The following is a 15,043-nucleotide window of genomic DNA, read 5'->3' as shown; positions in this document are numbered from 1 at the left end:
CAGGCTAGCTATCCACGTAGGCAGCCAGGTGCTCACCGGTGAGGGTCGAACGCCCGGCCACCAGCTCGGCCGGCGTTCCCTCGAAGACTATGCGCCCGCCGTCGTGCCCTGCACCCGGACCCAGATCGATGATCCAGTCCGCGTGGGCCATAACCGCCTGGTGATGCTCAATCACAATGACCGATTTCCCGGAATCGACCAGCCGGTCCAGCAGCCCCAGAAGCTGCTGCACGTCTGCCAGATGAAGACCCGTTGTGGGTTCGTCGAGCACGTAGACGTCCCCCTTCTCAGCCATCTGTGCTGCCAGCTTCAGGCGCTGGCGTTCGCCGCCGGAGAGAGTAGTCAGCGGCTGTCCCAGGCTCAGGTAGCCCAGCCCCACATCAGAGAGCCGTTCCAGGACTTTATGCGCCGCGGGCGTCTTCGCCTCCCCGCCGGCGAAGAAAGCCAGCGCTTCCGCGGCAGACATGGCCAGGACCTCGGCAATATTCCGGCCGCCCAGCCTGTATTCCAGCACTGCGGCCTGGAAGCGCTTGCCGCCGCATTCCTCGCACGTGGATTCCACCGTGGCCATGACTCCGAGATCGGTGTAGATGACCCCCGCCCCGTTGCAGACGGGGCACGCGCCCTCTGAATTCGAGCTGAACAGGGCAGGCTTCACACCGTTGGCCTTGGCGAACGCCTTCCGGATCGGTTCCAGCAGCCCTGTATAGGTGGCTGGATTGCTGCGCCGGGAACCCTTGATCCCGCTTTGGTCAATAACGACGACGCCGTCCCGCTTGGCTACCGAACCGCGGATCAGGGAGCTCTTGCCGGACCCGGCCACACCGGTAAGGGCACAGAACACCCCAAGCGGAATATCGACGTCGACGTTCTGCAGGTTGTTAGCCGAGGCGCCGCGCACTTCCAGCACCCCGGAAGCCGGCCGCACGGACTCCTTCAGACGCGCCCGGTCATCCAGATGCCGGCCGGTAATGGTCCCGGATCCGCGGAGCCCGTCGACAGTGCCTTCAAAACAGATCTCCCCGCCGCCGGTTCCTGCCCCGGGTCCCAGATCCACCACATGATCCGCAATGGCGATCATTTCCGGCTTGTGTTCGACTACGAGCACGGTGTTGCCCTTGTCCCGCAGCGCCAGGAGCAGCTGGTTCATCCGCTCAATGTCATGCGGATGCAGCCCAATGCTTGGTTCATCGAAGACATAGGTGACGTCCGTCAGGGACGAACCAAGGTGGCGGATCATCTTGGTCCGCTGGGACTCGCCGCCGGAGAGCGTGCCCGCGGGCCGGTCAAGCGAGAGGTAGCCCAGGCCGATCTCCGTGAAGGAGTCCAGCAGGTGCTGCAGCCCGGCCAGCAGGGGAGCCACTGACGGTTCTTCCAGCTTCCGTACCCATTCGGCCAGGTCGCTGATCTGCATTGAACACAGCTCCGCGATGTTTTTTCCGTTGATCTTGGAGGACAGTGCCTCCTGCGCCAGCCGGGTTCCACCGCACTCCGGGCACATGCTGAAGGTGATGGCACGGTCCACGAAGGCGCGGATGTGCGGCTGCATTGCCTCACGGTCCTTGGACAGCATGGACTTCTGGATTTTCGGGATCAGGCCCTCGAAGGTGACGTTGATGCCATCCACCTTGAGCTTGACCGGCTCTGAGTAGAGCAGGGCCTGGAGCTCCTTTTTGGTGAACTTCGCGATCGGTTTGTTCGGGTCGAACAAACCGGTGTTGGCGAAGATCCGCCCGTACCAGCCGTCCATGCTGTAGCCGGGGATTGTCAGCGCACCCTCCAGAATCGATTTCGAGTCGTCGTAGAGCACGCTGAGATCGAAGTCGCTGACGTTTCCCATGCCTTCGCACCGCGGGCACATCCCGCCCAGACGGTTGAACGTGGCTTTTTCCGCTTTCGTTTTGCCTCCGCGTTCAACGGTGATGGCGCCGCTGGCCTTAACCGACGGGACGTTGAAGGAGTACGCGTTGGGGGAGCCAATGTGCGGATCGCCCAGCCGGCTGAAGAGGATGCGCAGCATGGCGTTGGCATCCGTGGCGGTTCCAACGGTGGACCGCGGATTGGCGCCCATCCGCTCCTGGTCCACGATGATCGCCGTCGTCAGCCCTTCCAGACGGTCGACGTCGGGACGCGCCAGGGCCGGCATGAACCCCTGGACAAAGGCGCTGTAGGTCTCGTTGATCATGCGCTGGGAATCGGCGGCGATGGTGGCAAAGACCAGTGAGCTTTTTCCCGAGCCGGAAACACCGGTGAAAACCGTCAGGCGTCTCTTCGGGATGTCGACGCTGATGTCCTTGAGGTTGTTCTCCCGTGCACCCATTACCCGGATCAGTCCGTGGCTGTCTGCAGGGTGGACGGTGGGGGACTGGGTTGCCGGATCCGTAGCCGTGCTCATGGTTTCTCCCTGGAGGTTCCGCGGTTTGAAGTGCCACGTTACCCGCGGAGCCGGATGATGCGCTTCTTTGTTCCTGATTGGTTTCCTACTTGGATGGCCGTGACCAACTACGTAGAACGCGCGGCAAAAATACTTACACGCGCGGACGACCCGCCGATAACCAACAGTGAGCATGGATAGCTCACGCAACAGGCCACGGATCGGCCGCACTTTTTCCATAAGAAGCGGGTTTTCTGTGTTCGACTCCGTGTCATCGGTGGCGCTCCAAAGCGCACTCAATGGCCTGGCCCTGCGCCAGCGCACCATTGCCAACAACATCGCCAACGTGAACACGCCCGGCTATCAGGCCCAGCGGGTGAGCTTTGAGGACGCCCTGGCCAAATCCGTCAAGGCCGGCAACAAGTCCTTCACCGACGCGAGCACCGCCCGCTCCCTTGAACCCACCCGCCTGGACGGCTCCAACGTCAACCTGGACACCGAAACCCTGTCCAACATTGACACCGTCCTGCGCTTTCAGTTCGCTTCCCAGGCCGTAGGCGGAGAAGCGAACTCCCTCCGTACTGCCATGAGGACCCAGTAATGACATTCGATGCAATCGGCATTGCCGGCACCTCCCTGACCGTCCACCGCAAATGGCTGGACGCTGTCTCGGACAACCTCGCCAACATGAACAATGCCTCTTCCACAGACGGAGCCGCCTTCCAGGCCCGGTACGTCGTTGCCCAGGAAGGCGCGGCCAACAGCGGCGTCTACGTCACCGGCGTGGAATACGGCGACGCCGCGGGACGGATGGTCCACGAACCGACCCACCCGCTCGCCGACGAAAACGGATATGTCCGCTACCCGGATATCGACATGGCCGAACAGATGAGCGCCCTCATCATGGCGCAGCGCGGCTACGAGGCGAACGCCGCCGTCGTTGACCGTGCCAAGGCCACTTACGAAGCTGCCCTCCAGATTGGACGCTCCTGATGCCCGTACCCGCCATCGGCGCCGTTGCCGGTACCCTTCCCACCGCCTACCTGGAGAACACGGCCCCGGCTGTTCCGGCTACGGACGGCTCCGGCTTCGCAACCCAGCTCGCGGGCGCGGTCGACAACGCGCAGCAGCTCTCTTCCGCTTCCAAGGAACTTGCCGTCAAGGCCGTCACCGGCGACCTGGATGACATCCACGCCGCCACCATCGCATCCACGCGTGCTTCGGTGACCCTGGAACTGGTGGCTGCGGTGCGCAACAAGAGCGTTGACGCCTTCAACGAGATCATGCGGATGCAGGCCTAATGACACAGGTGAACGCGGCGTTTGGCCGTCTGGGAAAAACCATCAGCCAGTTCACCCTGGCACAGAAGACCCTTGCGCTGATTGGGATCGCTGTTTTGGCCCTGGGCATTTTCGCCCTGGCCAGCTGGGCCGCCAAGCCCTCATACTCTCCGCTGTTTTCAGGTCTCCAGCCCTCAGACGCCAACACGATTGTTGAGCAGCTGCAGGCCGACGGCGTTCCCTACGAGATCGCCAACGGCGGCGGCACCATCATGGTCCCGGAGCAGAACGTTTACGACCAGCGGCTCAAGGCCGCAGGTGCCGGTCTGCCCGCGTCCTCCACCGGCGGCTACTCGCTGCTCGATGACATGGGCGTGACCTCCTCCGAATTCCAGCAGTCCGTGACTTACAAGCGGGCACTTGAAGGTGAACTCGCCAAGACCATCGGCGCCCTGAACGGCGTCAAGACGGCGTCCGTGCAGCTGGCCCTGCCCGAAGAAACGGTTTTTGTTTCCGAAAAGGTGGATCCGACAGCGTCCGTCTTTATCGAGACCGAAAGCGGAGTGACGCTCACCGGTGACCAGGTCCAGGCCGTTGTTCACCTGACCTCGGCTGCCATTGACGGCATGAAAGCCACCAACGTCGCTGTCATCGACTCGGCAGGCACCGTGCTTTCCGCCGTCGGAGTAGGTGCAACCGGGTCTGCGGACAAACAGGCCACCGACTATGAACAGCGCATCGCCTCCTCCGTGCAGACCATGCTGGACAAGGTAGTGGGTCCGGGTAACGCTACCGTGGCCGTTGCCGCGGACATGAGCTACGAATCCGCGAACCGGGTTGAGGAAACCTTCACCAACCCTGCCGGGACCCCGGCGCTGAACGAGGCCACGACCACCGAGGAATACAGCGGCGGAGCCAACGGCAGCGCACCCGCAGGTGTCCTCGGCCCGGACAACATTGCCGTGCCCGGCGGCGACGGCAATGACGGTGCCTACACCTCCGAATCCACCACCAAGAACAACGCGGTCAACAAGGTGACGGAAACCCGGGAGATCCCCGCCGGGGCACTGAACCGCCAGACTGTTTCCGTTGCCCTGAACTCCGCCACCGCTGCAGGCATGAACGTGGCAGACATCCGGGCGCTGGTTTCCAACGCGGCGGGCATCGATACCGCCCGCGGCGACCAGCTCACCGTGGAGCTGCTGGCCTTCAATGCTGCCGGCGCTGATGCGGCACAGGAAGCCCTGGCTGCGGCAGCCGCGGCCGAGGAAGCCGAGCGCCGCGCCGAGCTGGTCCGCACCGGCATCCTGGCCGCAGGGATTGTGCTCGCCGTGATCCTGGCGCTGATCGCCTACGCCATGCGTTCCCGCCGCCAGAACCGCGAAGCCGTGGACATCGGCGTCCTGCCGGAGCTGGACCCGCTGGCACCGCCGGCAGGACTGGCAATGATCGGACAGGAGCAGGGCCGCGCCGTACTGGAGCCGCCCGTGGATACCGCCTCGCTGCGGATCGTGGCAAATGCCGCCGACTCCGAACGCAAGCTGGAAGAACTGGACCACCTGGCACTGCAGGATCCGGTCCGTACCGCGGACTATCTGCGCAACTTCATGGATGAGGGGCAGCGGGTATGAGCGAACAGAATTCCGGAACCGCGGTAGCTACCCTGCCGCCTGCCGGCACGGACCCGGCGGGCGAGGCTCCCACTGCGGCAGTACCTGCGGTCCGCCCGGCTGCGGGGGCAGCCGCGCTGCCGAAGCTCTCTGGCATGCAGAAGGCCGCAGTCATCCTGATGCAGCTCGAAACCTCCCGTGCAGCAACCGTGCTGCAGCAGTTCACCGAGGCCGAGGCCCAGGAACTGGCCGCGGAAATTGTGAACCTGCGCCGCGTTGATGTGGGCGTGGTTGAAGGTGTCATCAACGAGTTCTACGACATGACGGTGGACGGCCGGCGCCGCGCCCACGGCGGACGCGACGTCGCCATGGGCCTGCTCGAAGCATCCTTTGGTACCGAACGGGCATCCGGGGTTATGGACCGGCTGGCCTCCTCGATGGCGGGCAAGTCCTTCGAATTCCTGGAACGGGCCGAAGCCGCCCAGATTGTGAGCCTGCTGGAGAACGAACTGCCGCAGACCATCGCCCTGGTCCTGGCCCACATGCGTCCGCAGCGGGCGTCGGCCGTGATCGGTGGCTTCCCGGACCAGCTGCGCACGGAAATCGCCCAGTGCATCGCCAACATGTCCAGGGCCACCCCCGAAGCCATCCGCGTTGTGGCGGAGACGCTCAAGGCCCGCGCCACCGCCGTTGGCGCCGCGCGTGAAGCTGCGGACCAGATCGGCGGCATCCAGCCGCTGGTGGACATCATCAACCGCGCAGACGCAGCCACCGAGCGAGCCATCCTCGAGGCCCTGGACGAACGTGACCCGGACCTGGCGGAAGAAGTCCGCTCGCGCATGCTTACCTTCGCGGACCTGACCAAGCTCGAACGCCGCGACGTCCAGCTGGTGCTGCGCGGAATCGACGTCGCCGTCCTGGCCCTGGCCATGAAGGGCGCCAACGAGACCGTGCTGGAGACCGTCCGGACCAACGTCTCCGAACGCAACCGCGAAATCCTGGACGACGAGATCGCCGCATCGGGTCCCGCCCGGCTGTCCCAGGTGGAAGAGGCCCGCGCCACAATCGTGCGTGCCATCCGCGATCTGGAAGCCCAGGGCGCGATCACCATCCACCATGCGGACGAGGAAGAGTATGTCTACTGAGTCCCCGGAGCGCACCTTCGCGCGCATGGCCTACCCCGCACTGGGCGGTCACGACGCCGTGCGTGCCGCCGAGCGGGACCGGGCACAGGGACACGCGGCCGGCTACGCGGCAGGGCTGCATGCCGCTGCCGCCGAGACGGCCCGCGTCCGGCAGGAGCTCCAGACGCGGTTCGACGCCGAAACCGCTGGGGTGCGCGCCCGGGCCGACCACGCAGTGCAGCTGCTGAACGCTGCGGAACAGGCCCTGGCACGGCAGAGCATGCCGCTGATCACCGAAGTGCAGGATTCGCTGGCAGCTGCCGCGCTGGAACTGGCCGAGGCCCTCCTGGGACGTGAGCTGGCCCACGGCGAGAGCTCAGCCCGGGCGGCCCTTGACCGGGCACTGTCCGGTGTTGATGTACGGCTGGTCCAGCAGGTGCGGATGCATCCGGCGGACCTCGCCGTGCTGGGCGATGACATCCTCAACCGGGCCGGAGTCGTGTTTACCGCCGATCCCACCCTGGCACGGGGGGACGCGGTCACCGAGTTCCCGGACGGTTTCCTTGATGCCACTCTTGCCACTGCACTGGCCCGGGCCAAAGCCGCACTGATGGGAGATACGGCGTGACGCTCACCGCAAACCCGGTTTCCCCGTACCCCGCCGCCAACCCCGAATCCGTTACGTTGCACGCCGCCCGCGAAGCGGACCGCGGAGAGGCGTCCAGGGCCAGTGCCTGGCGGCCCAGGGGCGAGGCCTTTGGACACGCCCTCGCGGCGGCCCGGCCGCAGCGCGTCGGTAAAGTTTCCACCGTCCTTGGGCTGAGCGTTGAGGTGACCGGACTCGACTGCGCAGTTGGGGACCTTGTCAGCCTGGGGGTGCCCGGCGCGGAAGTCGATGCCGAGGTTGTAGCCGCAACCCGCGACGGCGTTCGCTGCATGCCTTTTGGCCGTCTGGCAGGCCTCACAGCCGGCAGCCCGGCGCGGTCCAAGGGCATGCCGCTGCGTGTTCCCACCGGAACCGGCCTGTTCGGCAGGGTCCTGGACGGCCTGGGCCGCCCCATTGACGGGAAGGGCCCGCTCCAGGTGGACGCGTACGTTCCCCTGGACCATGACACACCCCCGGCCATGCAGCGTTCCCGGATCACGCAGCCGCTGCAGCTGGGCGTTCGGGTACTGGACACCCTGACCACCGTTGGCAAAGGCCAGCGCATGGGTCTGTTCGCCGGATCCGGCGTCGGCAAATCCTCGCTGCTGTCCATGATTGCCCGGGGCACGGACGCCGAAGTTTCGGTGATCGCCCTGGTGGGGGAACGCGGCCGTGAAGTCCGCGAGTTCCTCGAAGATGATCTGGGCGAGGAAGGGCTGGCCCGCTCCATCGTCGTTGTATCCACTTCCGATGAACCCGCCCTGATGCGCCTGCGCGCCGCCTTTGTGGCCACCCGGATCGCCGAGTCCTTCCGTGACCGCGGCGCTGACGTGATGCTCATGATGGACTCCCTGACCCGTGTGGCCATGGCCCAGCGCGAGATTGGCCTGTCCGTCGGAGAACCGCCCGCCACCCGGGGCTACCCGCCATCTACGTTCTCCCTGCTGGCCCAGCTGCTGGAACGCGCCGGGACAGACAAGACCGGTTCGGTCACCGGGATGTACACCGTGCTGGTTGACGGCGATGACCACAACGAGCCGATCGCAGACTCCGCCCGCTCCATCCTGGACGGCCACGTGGTGCTTGACCGCAAACTTGCCGTCGCCGGCCATTTTCCCTCCGTGGACGCGCTCGGGTCGATTTCCCGCGTGGCATCCCGGGTAAATCCGAAGGACCGCAGCGAGGCTGCTTCCAGCCTGCGCCGGGTCCTTGCGGCCCGCCGCTCCGCGCAGGACCTGATTGACGTCGGCGCATATCAGCGCGGAACCAACCCCCTGGTGGACGCAGCCGTGGCCCACGAGGACACAATCAACGCGTTCCTGCAGCAGCGGATGGACGAACAGACTCCGGCTGATACCGCATGGAATCAGCTGCATCGGCTCACCTTGAATCTGGGGGTTTGAAAATGGGACGGGACTTTCCGCTTGCCGGCCTGCTGAGGCTGCGCCGGCTGCAGCAGGACAGCGCTGCCGGATCACTGGCGGCAGCCAACGCCGCGCTGCGCCGGAGCACCGAGGCCCGCAGCGAGGCGTACGATTCGCTCGCCGCAACACCCCTGGAAGCCGCCGACGCCGCCACCCTGAACGCGATTGCTGCAGCCCGCGCCTCCTCCCGCAGCATGCTGGCGGACCTGCTGGCCGCTGAGGAACTGAAAGGCGCCGCGGTCAACACCGCCCAGGCGGAGTTCCAGGCCGCCCGCGCACGTTCCGTTGGACTGGAGAAGCTTGAAACCAAGCATTCCGACGCCGTTGCGGTCCAGGACCTGCGCACCGAACAGAACGTGCTGGATGAACTCGCCGGCACAGCCTGGCACCGCCGGCAGAAAGAAGCCTCAAAATGAGCATGACTGACGCGATTGGGCGGATCCAGGAAATCCGTTCAGCCATCGACGCCCTCTCCAGCCCACCGGCAGCAGCCGCGTCCCGTGCAGCCACAGCCACAACTACGGCCCCGGCAGGCGCCGCCGGCGCCGGCGATTTTGCCGCCACGCTCAGCGCACTGACCGGACCAGCCACAGCTCTGCCGTCCGGAGCGCCCAACGAAGCCCTGATGGCATCGGTGGAGAAGTATGTTGGCCTTCCCTACGTCTGGGGCGGCAACGACCCGGCAGTAGGCCTCGACTGTTCGTCGTTTGTGCAGAACGTCTTCAAGGACCTCGGCTACACCCTTCCGCGGGTGACCTGGGACCAGATGAATGCCGGAACCAAAGTGGATTCCCTTGCCCAGGCACAGCCCGGCGACCTGCTCTTTACACACGACGGCGGGCACGTCTCCATTTATCTGGGCAACGGCAAGGTGGTGGACGCACCCCAGCCGGGCCAGACCATCCAGATCCGCGACGCATGGGAAACCGACGCCAACATCACTACGATCCGGCGCATCCTGCCCGCTGAAACCACAGTCTCGGCTCCGGGCGCCGCCTCGCCGGCCGCGGCTGCGGCGATCACGGACATGGTTGCCTCCGCGCGTGCCATGCAGGCTTCTCTGATGGCGGGCGCATGAGCATACCGGCAGCCTTCCTGACGGCACGGCCTGCCGCAGCACCGGCCGGCAGCGCCCGCGCCTCCGGCACGGACAGCGGGGCCGGTTTCGGTTCCGCTCTTGAAGCTGCCACCGGTGCGCTGACCGGGGCCGGGAACCAGGCAGGCAGCGCAGCCGACTCCGGCCCAGACTCCGGCTCCGGTTCCGCGACCGCTGCCGGGCTGCCCTTCGCCGCTGTGCCAGGGCTCAAAGGACTTGTCCTCCCGGCGGACCTCGAACTCCAGCCCCCGGTGGCGGAGCTGACCGGGACTGACGCCACCGAGGCGGACCTTGAACTCCAGCCGTCGAAGGGAGAGCTGCCCGGCAGGGGAGAGATCCCCGCAGCCTTGGCAGAGGCGGAACTCTCCGCGTCCGCCGTACAGCATCGCGCCGCACCGCTGCCCAACGCCGGTGCAGCGGCCGCGGAAGCCATGGCTGCCGGAAACACAGTCAGCAGTGCAGCCGCCGCATCAACGGTGACGGAGCAGCCTGCTGCGCAGGCACCGGATCCGCATGTGGCTGCTGTGCCGGCCGTGTCCGAAGCACCTGGTGCGGGTCCCGAACCCACTCCCGCTGCAGTCCCGCAGGGGGCAGCCGGTGCGCCGGCCTCAGCAGACACGCACACCGTGCTCGCTGCCCCGGTGATATCTGCCGGGCCTGCTCCTGCTGCGGCACCTGCTCCGGTGACGCCTGAAGCGGTGGCCACAGCGCCTGAAGCGGTTGCCACAGCACCGGCAGAGAACACCGCGGCGCCGGCACATGCCACCGAAGCGCCGGCCGTTCCGCGTTCCGCCGAGGAACCTCCGGTTCCAGCTGCCTCCGCTCCAGGTGAGCGCGCCGCCCCGGCGCCAGCCCAGGTTCCCGCCGGCGCCCCGGTGTCCGTCGCAGCACCTGCTGACCGCGCTGCCGGCCCCGCGCACACTGACGCCGTGCCCGCCGCTGCAGCCACTGTCCAGACGCTCCGCCCCGCGGCAGCGAACCAGCCCGTACCTGCGGTCCCGGACGCCGGCGTCGACGCCGCCGCGGAGCCCGGCAAAGCCGGCCCGCAGGCTGCCCAGCCTGCCTCCGCTGCAGTATTGCCCGCACCTGCCGCACCCCTAAATCCTGCACCGGTAACAGCCCCTGCAGCTGTCCCTGCGTCTGCTCCGGCGCAGCCCGCGCCGTTACTGGCCCAGGTCAGCCAGCCGCTGTTCAGCCTGAAGGCCGCAGCGTCCGGCGAGCACGTGATGACCCTGAGCGTGACCCCGGAGAACCTTGGTCCTGTAACGGTCCGCGCCCACGTCACTGCCGAAGGTATCCGGGTTGAGCTCTTCGCGCCGAACGATGCGGGACGCGAGGCGCTCCGGACCATCCTTACCGACCTCCGCCGAGACCTGTCCGGTGCCGGGATGAATTCCTCGCTGTCCCTTTCAACACAGGACCAGCCGGGTTCCGGATCCGACGGGCGCGGGGAACCGCGGCCGGACGGAGCCTTCCGGGCCGGTGCAGCGCCCGAACCCGGTCCGGCAGCGGTCCAGCAGATCTTCCGGCCCGTGGCACACGGTCCGCAAACAACCATCGACATTCTGGCCTGAAAAGGAGAACCACCCATGCCGGTAGAAGCAGTATCGCCAGCCAGCGGGGCCACCGCCGCGCAGGCCGTGCGCGCACCCAAACAGGTGATGGACAGCGAGCTGTTCCTCACCCTGCTGGTCACCCAGCTGCGCAACCAGGACCCGAGCTCGCCCATGGACACCAACGAAATGATTGGGCAGACCACACAGCTGGCCACCATGGAACAGCTCACCAATATGGCCACCATGAGCGAGGAGAACTTCTCCCTGCAAATGCGCATGGCGGCAGCAGGACTGATCGGACAGACGGTCACCTACACCAATGACGCCGGTGAATCCGTAACAGGCACCGCAAATTCGGTTTCCTACCTCTACGGAGTGCCGACAGTAAACGTTGGCGGTGTGGATGTCCTCCTCGACGCCATCTCCGGAGTAGTCGCTCCCGGCGTCCCGTCACCGGCTCCCGGCGACGACGCAGGCGACGAACCGGCCCAGGATTCCGGCAACCCGGGAACAACGGCGTAACCCGGCCCCTGCACTCCCGGCTATTCCAGGTTTTACAAGCATCCAGACCCATCAGCTGAAAGGCGTATCCCATGCTCCGCTCCCTGTACTCCGGAATTTCCGGACTCCGTTCGCACCAGACCATGCTGGATGTCACCGGCAACAACATCGCAAACGTCAACACCACCGGTTACAAGGCCACGTCCGTCCAGTTCCAGGACACCCTTTCCCAGCTGACGCAGGGTGCCACGACTCCCGGCGCCGACACCGGCGGCGGAAACCCGGCACAGGTTGGCCTGGGCGTGCAGGTTTCCGGCATCACCACCAACTTCACCCAGGGGTCGGCGCAGTCCACCGGCCGTGCCACGGACATGATGATCTCCGGTGACGGCTACTTCGTGACCAAGCAGGGCAACCAGACCACCTACACCCGGGCAGGTGCCTTCGACCTCGATGCAGAAGGCCGCCTGGTCACCACGGACGGCAAGATCGTTCAGGGCTGGACCGGCGTGAACGGCGTGATCAACACCGGCGGCGCCGTGGGCAATGTTGCCCTGCCCGACGGCGCCATCTCCCCGGCTGTGGCTACCAGCCAGGCAACTGTGGGCGGCAACCTGCCCTCGGAGACTGCTGTTGGCGAAAGCATCGAGCGGGACATGGACGTGTATGACGCCAATGGTGCGGCTACCGTTGCAACCCTGACCTTCACCAAGACCGCAGGCGGCTGGGATGTTTCTGCCGGGGGAGCACCGGTTTCGCTCACCTTCACCGACGGCAAGCAGGCAACCGGTTCAGCGGCCGCCCTGACCGTAGGCGGCGTGCGGGTGGACCTGAGTGCACTGACCAGCTACGCAGGAGTCAGCACCGCCTCCGTGACCGGCCAGAACGGCCGCGCGGCGGGAACCCTCGAGTCCTTCTCCATCTCCAAGGACGGCACGATCATCGGGTCCTTCACCAACGGTGCCAAGGAATCCCTGGCCCGCATCGCCGTCGCGACCTTCACCAACCCCGCCGGCCTGGAGAAGGCCGGAAACTCCGGCTTCACCGCCAGCGTGAACTCCGGCAACCCCGTCCTGGGCGGCCCGGGCGATCCGGGCATGGGCAACGCCATTGCCGGCTCGCTTGAAATGTCCAACGTGGACCTTTCACAGGAATTCACCAACCTGATCGTCGCCCAGCGCGGGTTCCAGGCGAACGCCCGCATCATCACCACCTCCGACGAAGTGCTGCAGGAACTCACCAACCTCAAGCGCTAGTCCCTAGCTCGCGGAAGCACACGGCAGGCCCCCGCACCAGTATGCGGGGGCCTGCCGTGTGCCGGTCACCGGCATTCGGGACGGGGGCTGCCGGGGTGCCAGGGCGCCGGTTTCCTTACCGATACTGCCCGTCTGCCGAAAGTAAGGGTGACGGCTTAGCCAAGCCGGACGCTGCAACCGGGACGGGCACATGATTGTTCTTACGCGACTGAACGACGCTCAGTTTGCGATCAACCCTGACCTGATTGAACGCATCCATGCCAATCCGGACACCACCCTGGTGATGGTGGACGGAGCCAAGTACATCGTCACGGAGTCCATGGACGAAGTGATCGCCCTGGTAGCCCAGTTCAGGGCCCGGGTGATCTCCATGGCACGGGACATCCCGCAGATTCCGCTGCGGCCCGGCACGGGACTTGGGCTGGTTCCCGATGCGGGTGCCGGGGGGACACCAGCAGCAAACGAGAGCAGTACCAAGACCGTGCCCCTTCGTCCGAGGAACAAATAATGGATCCGGCAACAATCATCGGCCTCGTGCTGGCCTTCGGGTCGCTGTATGCAATGATCACCCTCGAAGGTGCGCACCTCAGCGCCCTGCTGCTGCCCGCCCCCATGATCCTGGTCTTCGGCGCTACCATCGCCGTGGGCCTGGCCGGCGGGACGCTGAAAGACTTCATTTTCTCCTTCAAATCCCTGCCGCGAGCATTCATGGGCAGGAAGCCCAGCCCGCAGGAAACGATCGACAACGTGGTGTCACTGGCTGAAAAGGCGCGGTCGGAGGGCCTGCTCTCGCTGGAACGCGACGCCGCGGAAGTGGAGGACCCGTTCCTGCGCGTGGCCCTGCAGAACATTGCCGACGGAACCGACGGCGAAGAGCTGCGGATCCTGCTCGAGGATGAAATCAACACCAAGGCTTCCAGCGACAAAGTCGCCGTGAAGTTCTTCAACAGCCTGGGCGGCTATGCGCCCACCGTCGGCATCATTGGCACCGTCGTTTCGCTGACGCACGTGCTTGAGAACCTCTCCACACCCGCCACGCTGGGCCCCATGATTGCCACCGCCTTCGTAGCCACCCTCTGGGGACTGCTCTCGGCGAACTTCATCTGGCTGCCGATCAGTGCCCGCCTCAAGCGGCTCAGCGACCTTGAAGTCGAACAGATGACGCTGCTCATGGAGGGTGTCCTGGCCCTGCAGGCAGGCAGCCAGCCGCGCCTGCTCGGCGAGCGTCTGCGCGCGATGGTTCCGGCGCATGAACTCGATACTCCGGCCCGCGAGACCAGCGACGCCGCATGAGTGCCCCCAACCGCCGCCGCAGGCGCCGGGACGAGGAAGAGGACCACCCGGACGAACGCTGGATGGCTTCGTACATGGACATGGTCACTGTGCTGATGTGCATGTTCATTGTGCTCTTCGCGATGTCCACGGTGGACCAGGCCAAGTTTGAACAGCTCAAGGCGTCACTGGCCACCGGATTCGGCCAGGTCGAAACCAATACCGTGGACACCGCCAAGGGTGTGGTGGTTCCGCCTGCCATGGTCGAGGACGAGGAAGTCCTGGATCCGGACGCAGACCTGGCCATGCTCGCTGCCATGGAGGTCCAGGACCTCACGGCGCTGCGCGACCGCCTGCAGGACGGTCTGGAAGACAGAGGCCTGCAGGACGACGTCCGCTTCGAAATCGACGAACGCGGCCTGACGATCCGCCTGGTGAGCTCGGAAATGTTCTTCGAACCGGACCTCTCCGACCTCACGCCGCAGGCGCTGGACGTCCTGAACGTCATTGGTCCCATCCTGCAGCCCACCAGCTACGACCTCTCGGTTGAAGGCCACACGGCCCAGGTGCGCCAGTACACCCAGTCGGCCCTGGACTGGGAACTCTCCTCGTCCAGATCCGTCAATGTGCTGCGCTACCTGATGGACTCCGGCGGCATTGACTACAGCAGGATCAAAGCCGTCGGCTACGGGGAGTCCCGGCCGTTGACCGCGGGCAGCACCGCGGCCGAGCTGGCGCAGAACCGCCGGGTGGACATTGTGGTGCTCTCAGCCCAGTCTGAAGCCGTGCGGCAGCTGATGCCCGCGGTCGTCAACGGTGAAATCACCTTCCCGGACCCGTCCGCGGCACCCGGTGACGCCGGTGTGGACTCCGACGTTCTTCCCGCCTCGAATCACTAACTAAG

The 15,043-nt window shown here is 65.8% G+C and carries 16 protein-coding genes; 15 read left to right on the top strand and 1 reads right to left on the bottom strand.

The genetic code is table 11. From position 1 onward, the window contains the following. Window positions 1–4: 4 nt before the first annotated feature. Window positions 5–2,395, bottom strand: a complete 2,391-nt coding sequence (locus ACWGQ2_RS08350; RefSeq protein WP_452016183.1) for an ATP-binding cassette domain-containing protein — start codon at window positions 2,393–2,395, stop codon at window positions 5–7. Between the two features lie 235 nt (window positions 2,396–2,630). On the opposite strand from ACWGQ2_RS08350, the gene ACWGQ2_RS08345 reads away from it, so the two are divergent. The 15 genes from ACWGQ2_RS08345 (at window position 2,631) to ACWGQ2_RS08275 (ending at window position 15,038) form a co-directional block, all read left to right on the top strand. Then, entirely contained in the window at window positions 2,631–2,975 is a 345-nt protein-coding gene (locus ACWGQ2_RS08345) for a flagellar basal body rod protein FlgB (RefSeq protein WP_452016181.1), read from the top strand. Then, window positions 2,975–3,367, top strand: a complete 393-nt coding sequence (locus tag ACWGQ2_RS08340; protein WP_452016179.1) for a flagellar basal body rod protein FlgC — start codon at window positions 2,975–2,977, stop codon at window positions 3,365–3,367. The genes ACWGQ2_RS08345 and ACWGQ2_RS08340 overlap by 1 nt, the downstream gene beginning before the upstream one ends. Then, window positions 3,367–3,675 carry a flagellar hook-basal body complex protein FliE gene (fliE, locus tag ACWGQ2_RS08335; protein ID WP_452016177.1) on the top strand — a complete coding sequence of 103 codons (309 nt, stop codon included), beginning with the start codon at window positions 3,367–3,369 and terminating at the stop codon, window positions 3,673–3,675. The genes ACWGQ2_RS08340 and fliE overlap by 1 nt, the downstream gene beginning before the upstream one ends. Further along, on the top strand, window positions 3,675–5,285 hold the full coding sequence (fliF, locus tag ACWGQ2_RS08330) for a flagellar basal-body MS-ring/collar protein FliF (RefSeq protein ID WP_452016175.1): 1,611 nt from the start codon (window positions 3,675–3,677) through the stop codon (window positions 5,283–5,285). The genes fliE and fliF overlap by 1 nt, the downstream gene beginning before the upstream one ends. Further along, window positions 5,282–6,409 carry a flagellar motor switch protein FliG gene (gene fliG, locus ACWGQ2_RS08325; protein WP_452016173.1) on the top strand — a complete coding sequence of 376 codons (1,128 nt, stop codon included), beginning with the start codon at window positions 5,282–5,284 and terminating at the stop codon, window positions 6,407–6,409. Before fliF ends, fliG begins: the two co-directional genes overlap by 4 nt. Continuing rightward, entirely contained in the window at window positions 6,399–7,016 is a 618-nt protein-coding gene (locus tag ACWGQ2_RS08320) for a FliH/SctL family protein (protein WP_452016171.1), read from the top strand. The genes fliG and ACWGQ2_RS08320 overlap by 11 nt, the downstream gene beginning before the upstream one ends. A gap of 56 nt (window positions 7,017–7,072) precedes the next feature. Further along, complete coding sequence (locus ACWGQ2_RS08315) at window positions 7,073–8,437, top strand: FliI/YscN family ATPase (protein WP_452016683.1); 1,365 nt, start codon at window positions 7,073–7,075, stop codon at window positions 8,435–8,437. 2 nt (window positions 8,438–8,439) lie between these two features. Further along, complete coding sequence (locus tag ACWGQ2_RS08310) at window positions 8,440–8,874, top strand: flagellar FliJ family protein (protein WP_452016169.1); 435 nt, start codon at window positions 8,440–8,442, stop codon at window positions 8,872–8,874. Beyond that, window positions 8,871–9,536 (top strand): C40 family peptidase, encoded by a 666-nt coding sequence (locus ACWGQ2_RS08305; RefSeq protein ID WP_452016167.1) that lies wholly within the window; start codon window positions 8,871–8,873, stop codon window positions 9,534–9,536. The genes ACWGQ2_RS08310 and ACWGQ2_RS08305 overlap by 4 nt, the downstream gene beginning before the upstream one ends. Beyond that, the gene (locus ACWGQ2_RS08300; protein ID WP_452016165.1) at window positions 9,533–11,128 is read left to right on the top strand and encodes a flagellar hook-length control protein FliK; all 1,596 of its coding nucleotides are present in this window, start codon (window positions 9,533–9,535) and stop codon (window positions 11,126–11,128) included. The genes ACWGQ2_RS08305 and ACWGQ2_RS08300 overlap by 4 nt, the downstream gene beginning before the upstream one ends. 15 nt (window positions 11,129–11,143) lie before the next feature. Then, complete coding sequence (locus ACWGQ2_RS08295) at window positions 11,144–11,632, top strand: flagellar hook assembly protein FlgD (RefSeq protein WP_452016163.1); 489 nt, start codon at window positions 11,144–11,146, stop codon at window positions 11,630–11,632. Window positions 11,633–11,703: 71 nt separating this feature from the next. Further along, window positions 11,704–12,867 (top strand): flagellar hook protein FlgE, encoded by a 1,164-nt coding sequence (locus tag ACWGQ2_RS08290; protein WP_452016161.1) that lies wholly within the window; start codon window positions 11,704–11,706, stop codon window positions 12,865–12,867. A 190-nt stretch (window positions 12,868–13,057) separates the two neighbouring features. Further along, window positions 13,058–13,375 carry a flagellar FlbD family protein gene (locus ACWGQ2_RS08285; RefSeq protein ID WP_452016159.1) on the top strand — a complete coding sequence of 106 codons (318 nt, stop codon included), beginning with the start codon at window positions 13,058–13,060 and terminating at the stop codon, window positions 13,373–13,375. Beyond that, window positions 13,375–14,160 (top strand): motility protein A, encoded by a 786-nt coding sequence (locus ACWGQ2_RS08280; protein ID WP_452016157.1) that lies wholly within the window; start codon window positions 13,375–13,377, stop codon window positions 14,158–14,160. The genes ACWGQ2_RS08285 and ACWGQ2_RS08280 overlap by 1 nt, the downstream gene beginning before the upstream one ends. Continuing rightward, on the top strand, window positions 14,157–15,038 hold the full coding sequence (locus ACWGQ2_RS08275) for an OmpA/MotB family protein (protein ID WP_452016155.1): 882 nt from the start codon (window positions 14,157–14,159) through the stop codon (window positions 15,036–15,038). The genes ACWGQ2_RS08280 and ACWGQ2_RS08275 overlap by 4 nt, the downstream gene beginning before the upstream one ends. Window positions 15,039–15,043: the final 5 nt, after the last annotated feature.

It is taken from the genome of Arthrobacter sp. NPDC055585, assembly GCF_053619115.1.
This window is presented reverse-complemented; position numbering and strand designations above follow the sequence as displayed.

What these genes read in the sequence shown, in the direction of transcription:
- ACWGQ2_RS08350 (WP_452016183.1), bottom strand. Translation starts at nt 2,395, where the DNA reads ATGAGCACGGCTACGGATCCGGCAACCCAGTCCCCCACCGTCCACCCT.
- ACWGQ2_RS08340 (WP_452016179.1), top strand. Translation starts at nt 2,975, where the DNA reads ATGACATTCGATGCAATCGGCATTGCCGGCACCTCCCTGACCGTCCAC.
- fliE (WP_452016177.1), top strand. Translation starts at nt 3,367, where the DNA reads ATGCCCGTACCCGCCATCGGCGCCGTTGCCGGTACCCTTCCCACCGCC.
- fliF (WP_452016175.1), top strand. Translation starts at nt 3,675, where the DNA reads ATGACACAGGTGAACGCGGCGTTTGGCCGTCTGGGAAAAACCATCAGC.
- fliG (WP_452016173.1), top strand. Translation starts at nt 5,282, where the DNA reads ATGAGCGAACAGAATTCCGGAACCGCGGTAGCTACCCTGCCGCCTGCC.
- ACWGQ2_RS08320 (WP_452016171.1), top strand. Translation starts at nt 6,399, where the DNA reads ATGTCTACTGAGTCCCCGGAGCGCACCTTCGCGCGCATGGCCTACCCC.
- ACWGQ2_RS08310 (WP_452016169.1), top strand. Translation starts at nt 8,440, where the DNA reads ATGGGACGGGACTTTCCGCTTGCCGGCCTGCTGAGGCTGCGCCGGCTG.
- ACWGQ2_RS08305 (WP_452016167.1), top strand. Translation starts at nt 8,871, where the DNA reads ATGAGCATGACTGACGCGATTGGGCGGATCCAGGAAATCCGTTCAGCC.
- ACWGQ2_RS08300 (WP_452016165.1), top strand. Translation starts at nt 9,533, where the DNA reads ATGAGCATACCGGCAGCCTTCCTGACGGCACGGCCTGCCGCAGCACCG.
- ACWGQ2_RS08295 (WP_452016163.1), top strand. Translation starts at nt 11,144, where the DNA reads ATGCCGGTAGAAGCAGTATCGCCAGCCAGCGGGGCCACCGCCGCGCAG.
- ACWGQ2_RS08290 (WP_452016161.1), top strand. Translation starts at nt 11,704, where the DNA reads ATGCTCCGCTCCCTGTACTCCGGAATTTCCGGACTCCGTTCGCACCAG.
- ACWGQ2_RS08285 (WP_452016159.1), top strand. Translation starts at nt 13,058, where the DNA reads ATGATTGTTCTTACGCGACTGAACGACGCTCAGTTTGCGATCAACCCT.
- ACWGQ2_RS08280 (WP_452016157.1), top strand. Translation starts at nt 13,375, where the DNA reads ATGGATCCGGCAACAATCATCGGCCTCGTGCTGGCCTTCGGGTCGCTG.
- ACWGQ2_RS08275 (WP_452016155.1), top strand. Translation starts at nt 14,157, where the DNA reads ATGAGTGCCCCCAACCGCCGCCGCAGGCGCCGGGACGAGGAAGAGGAC.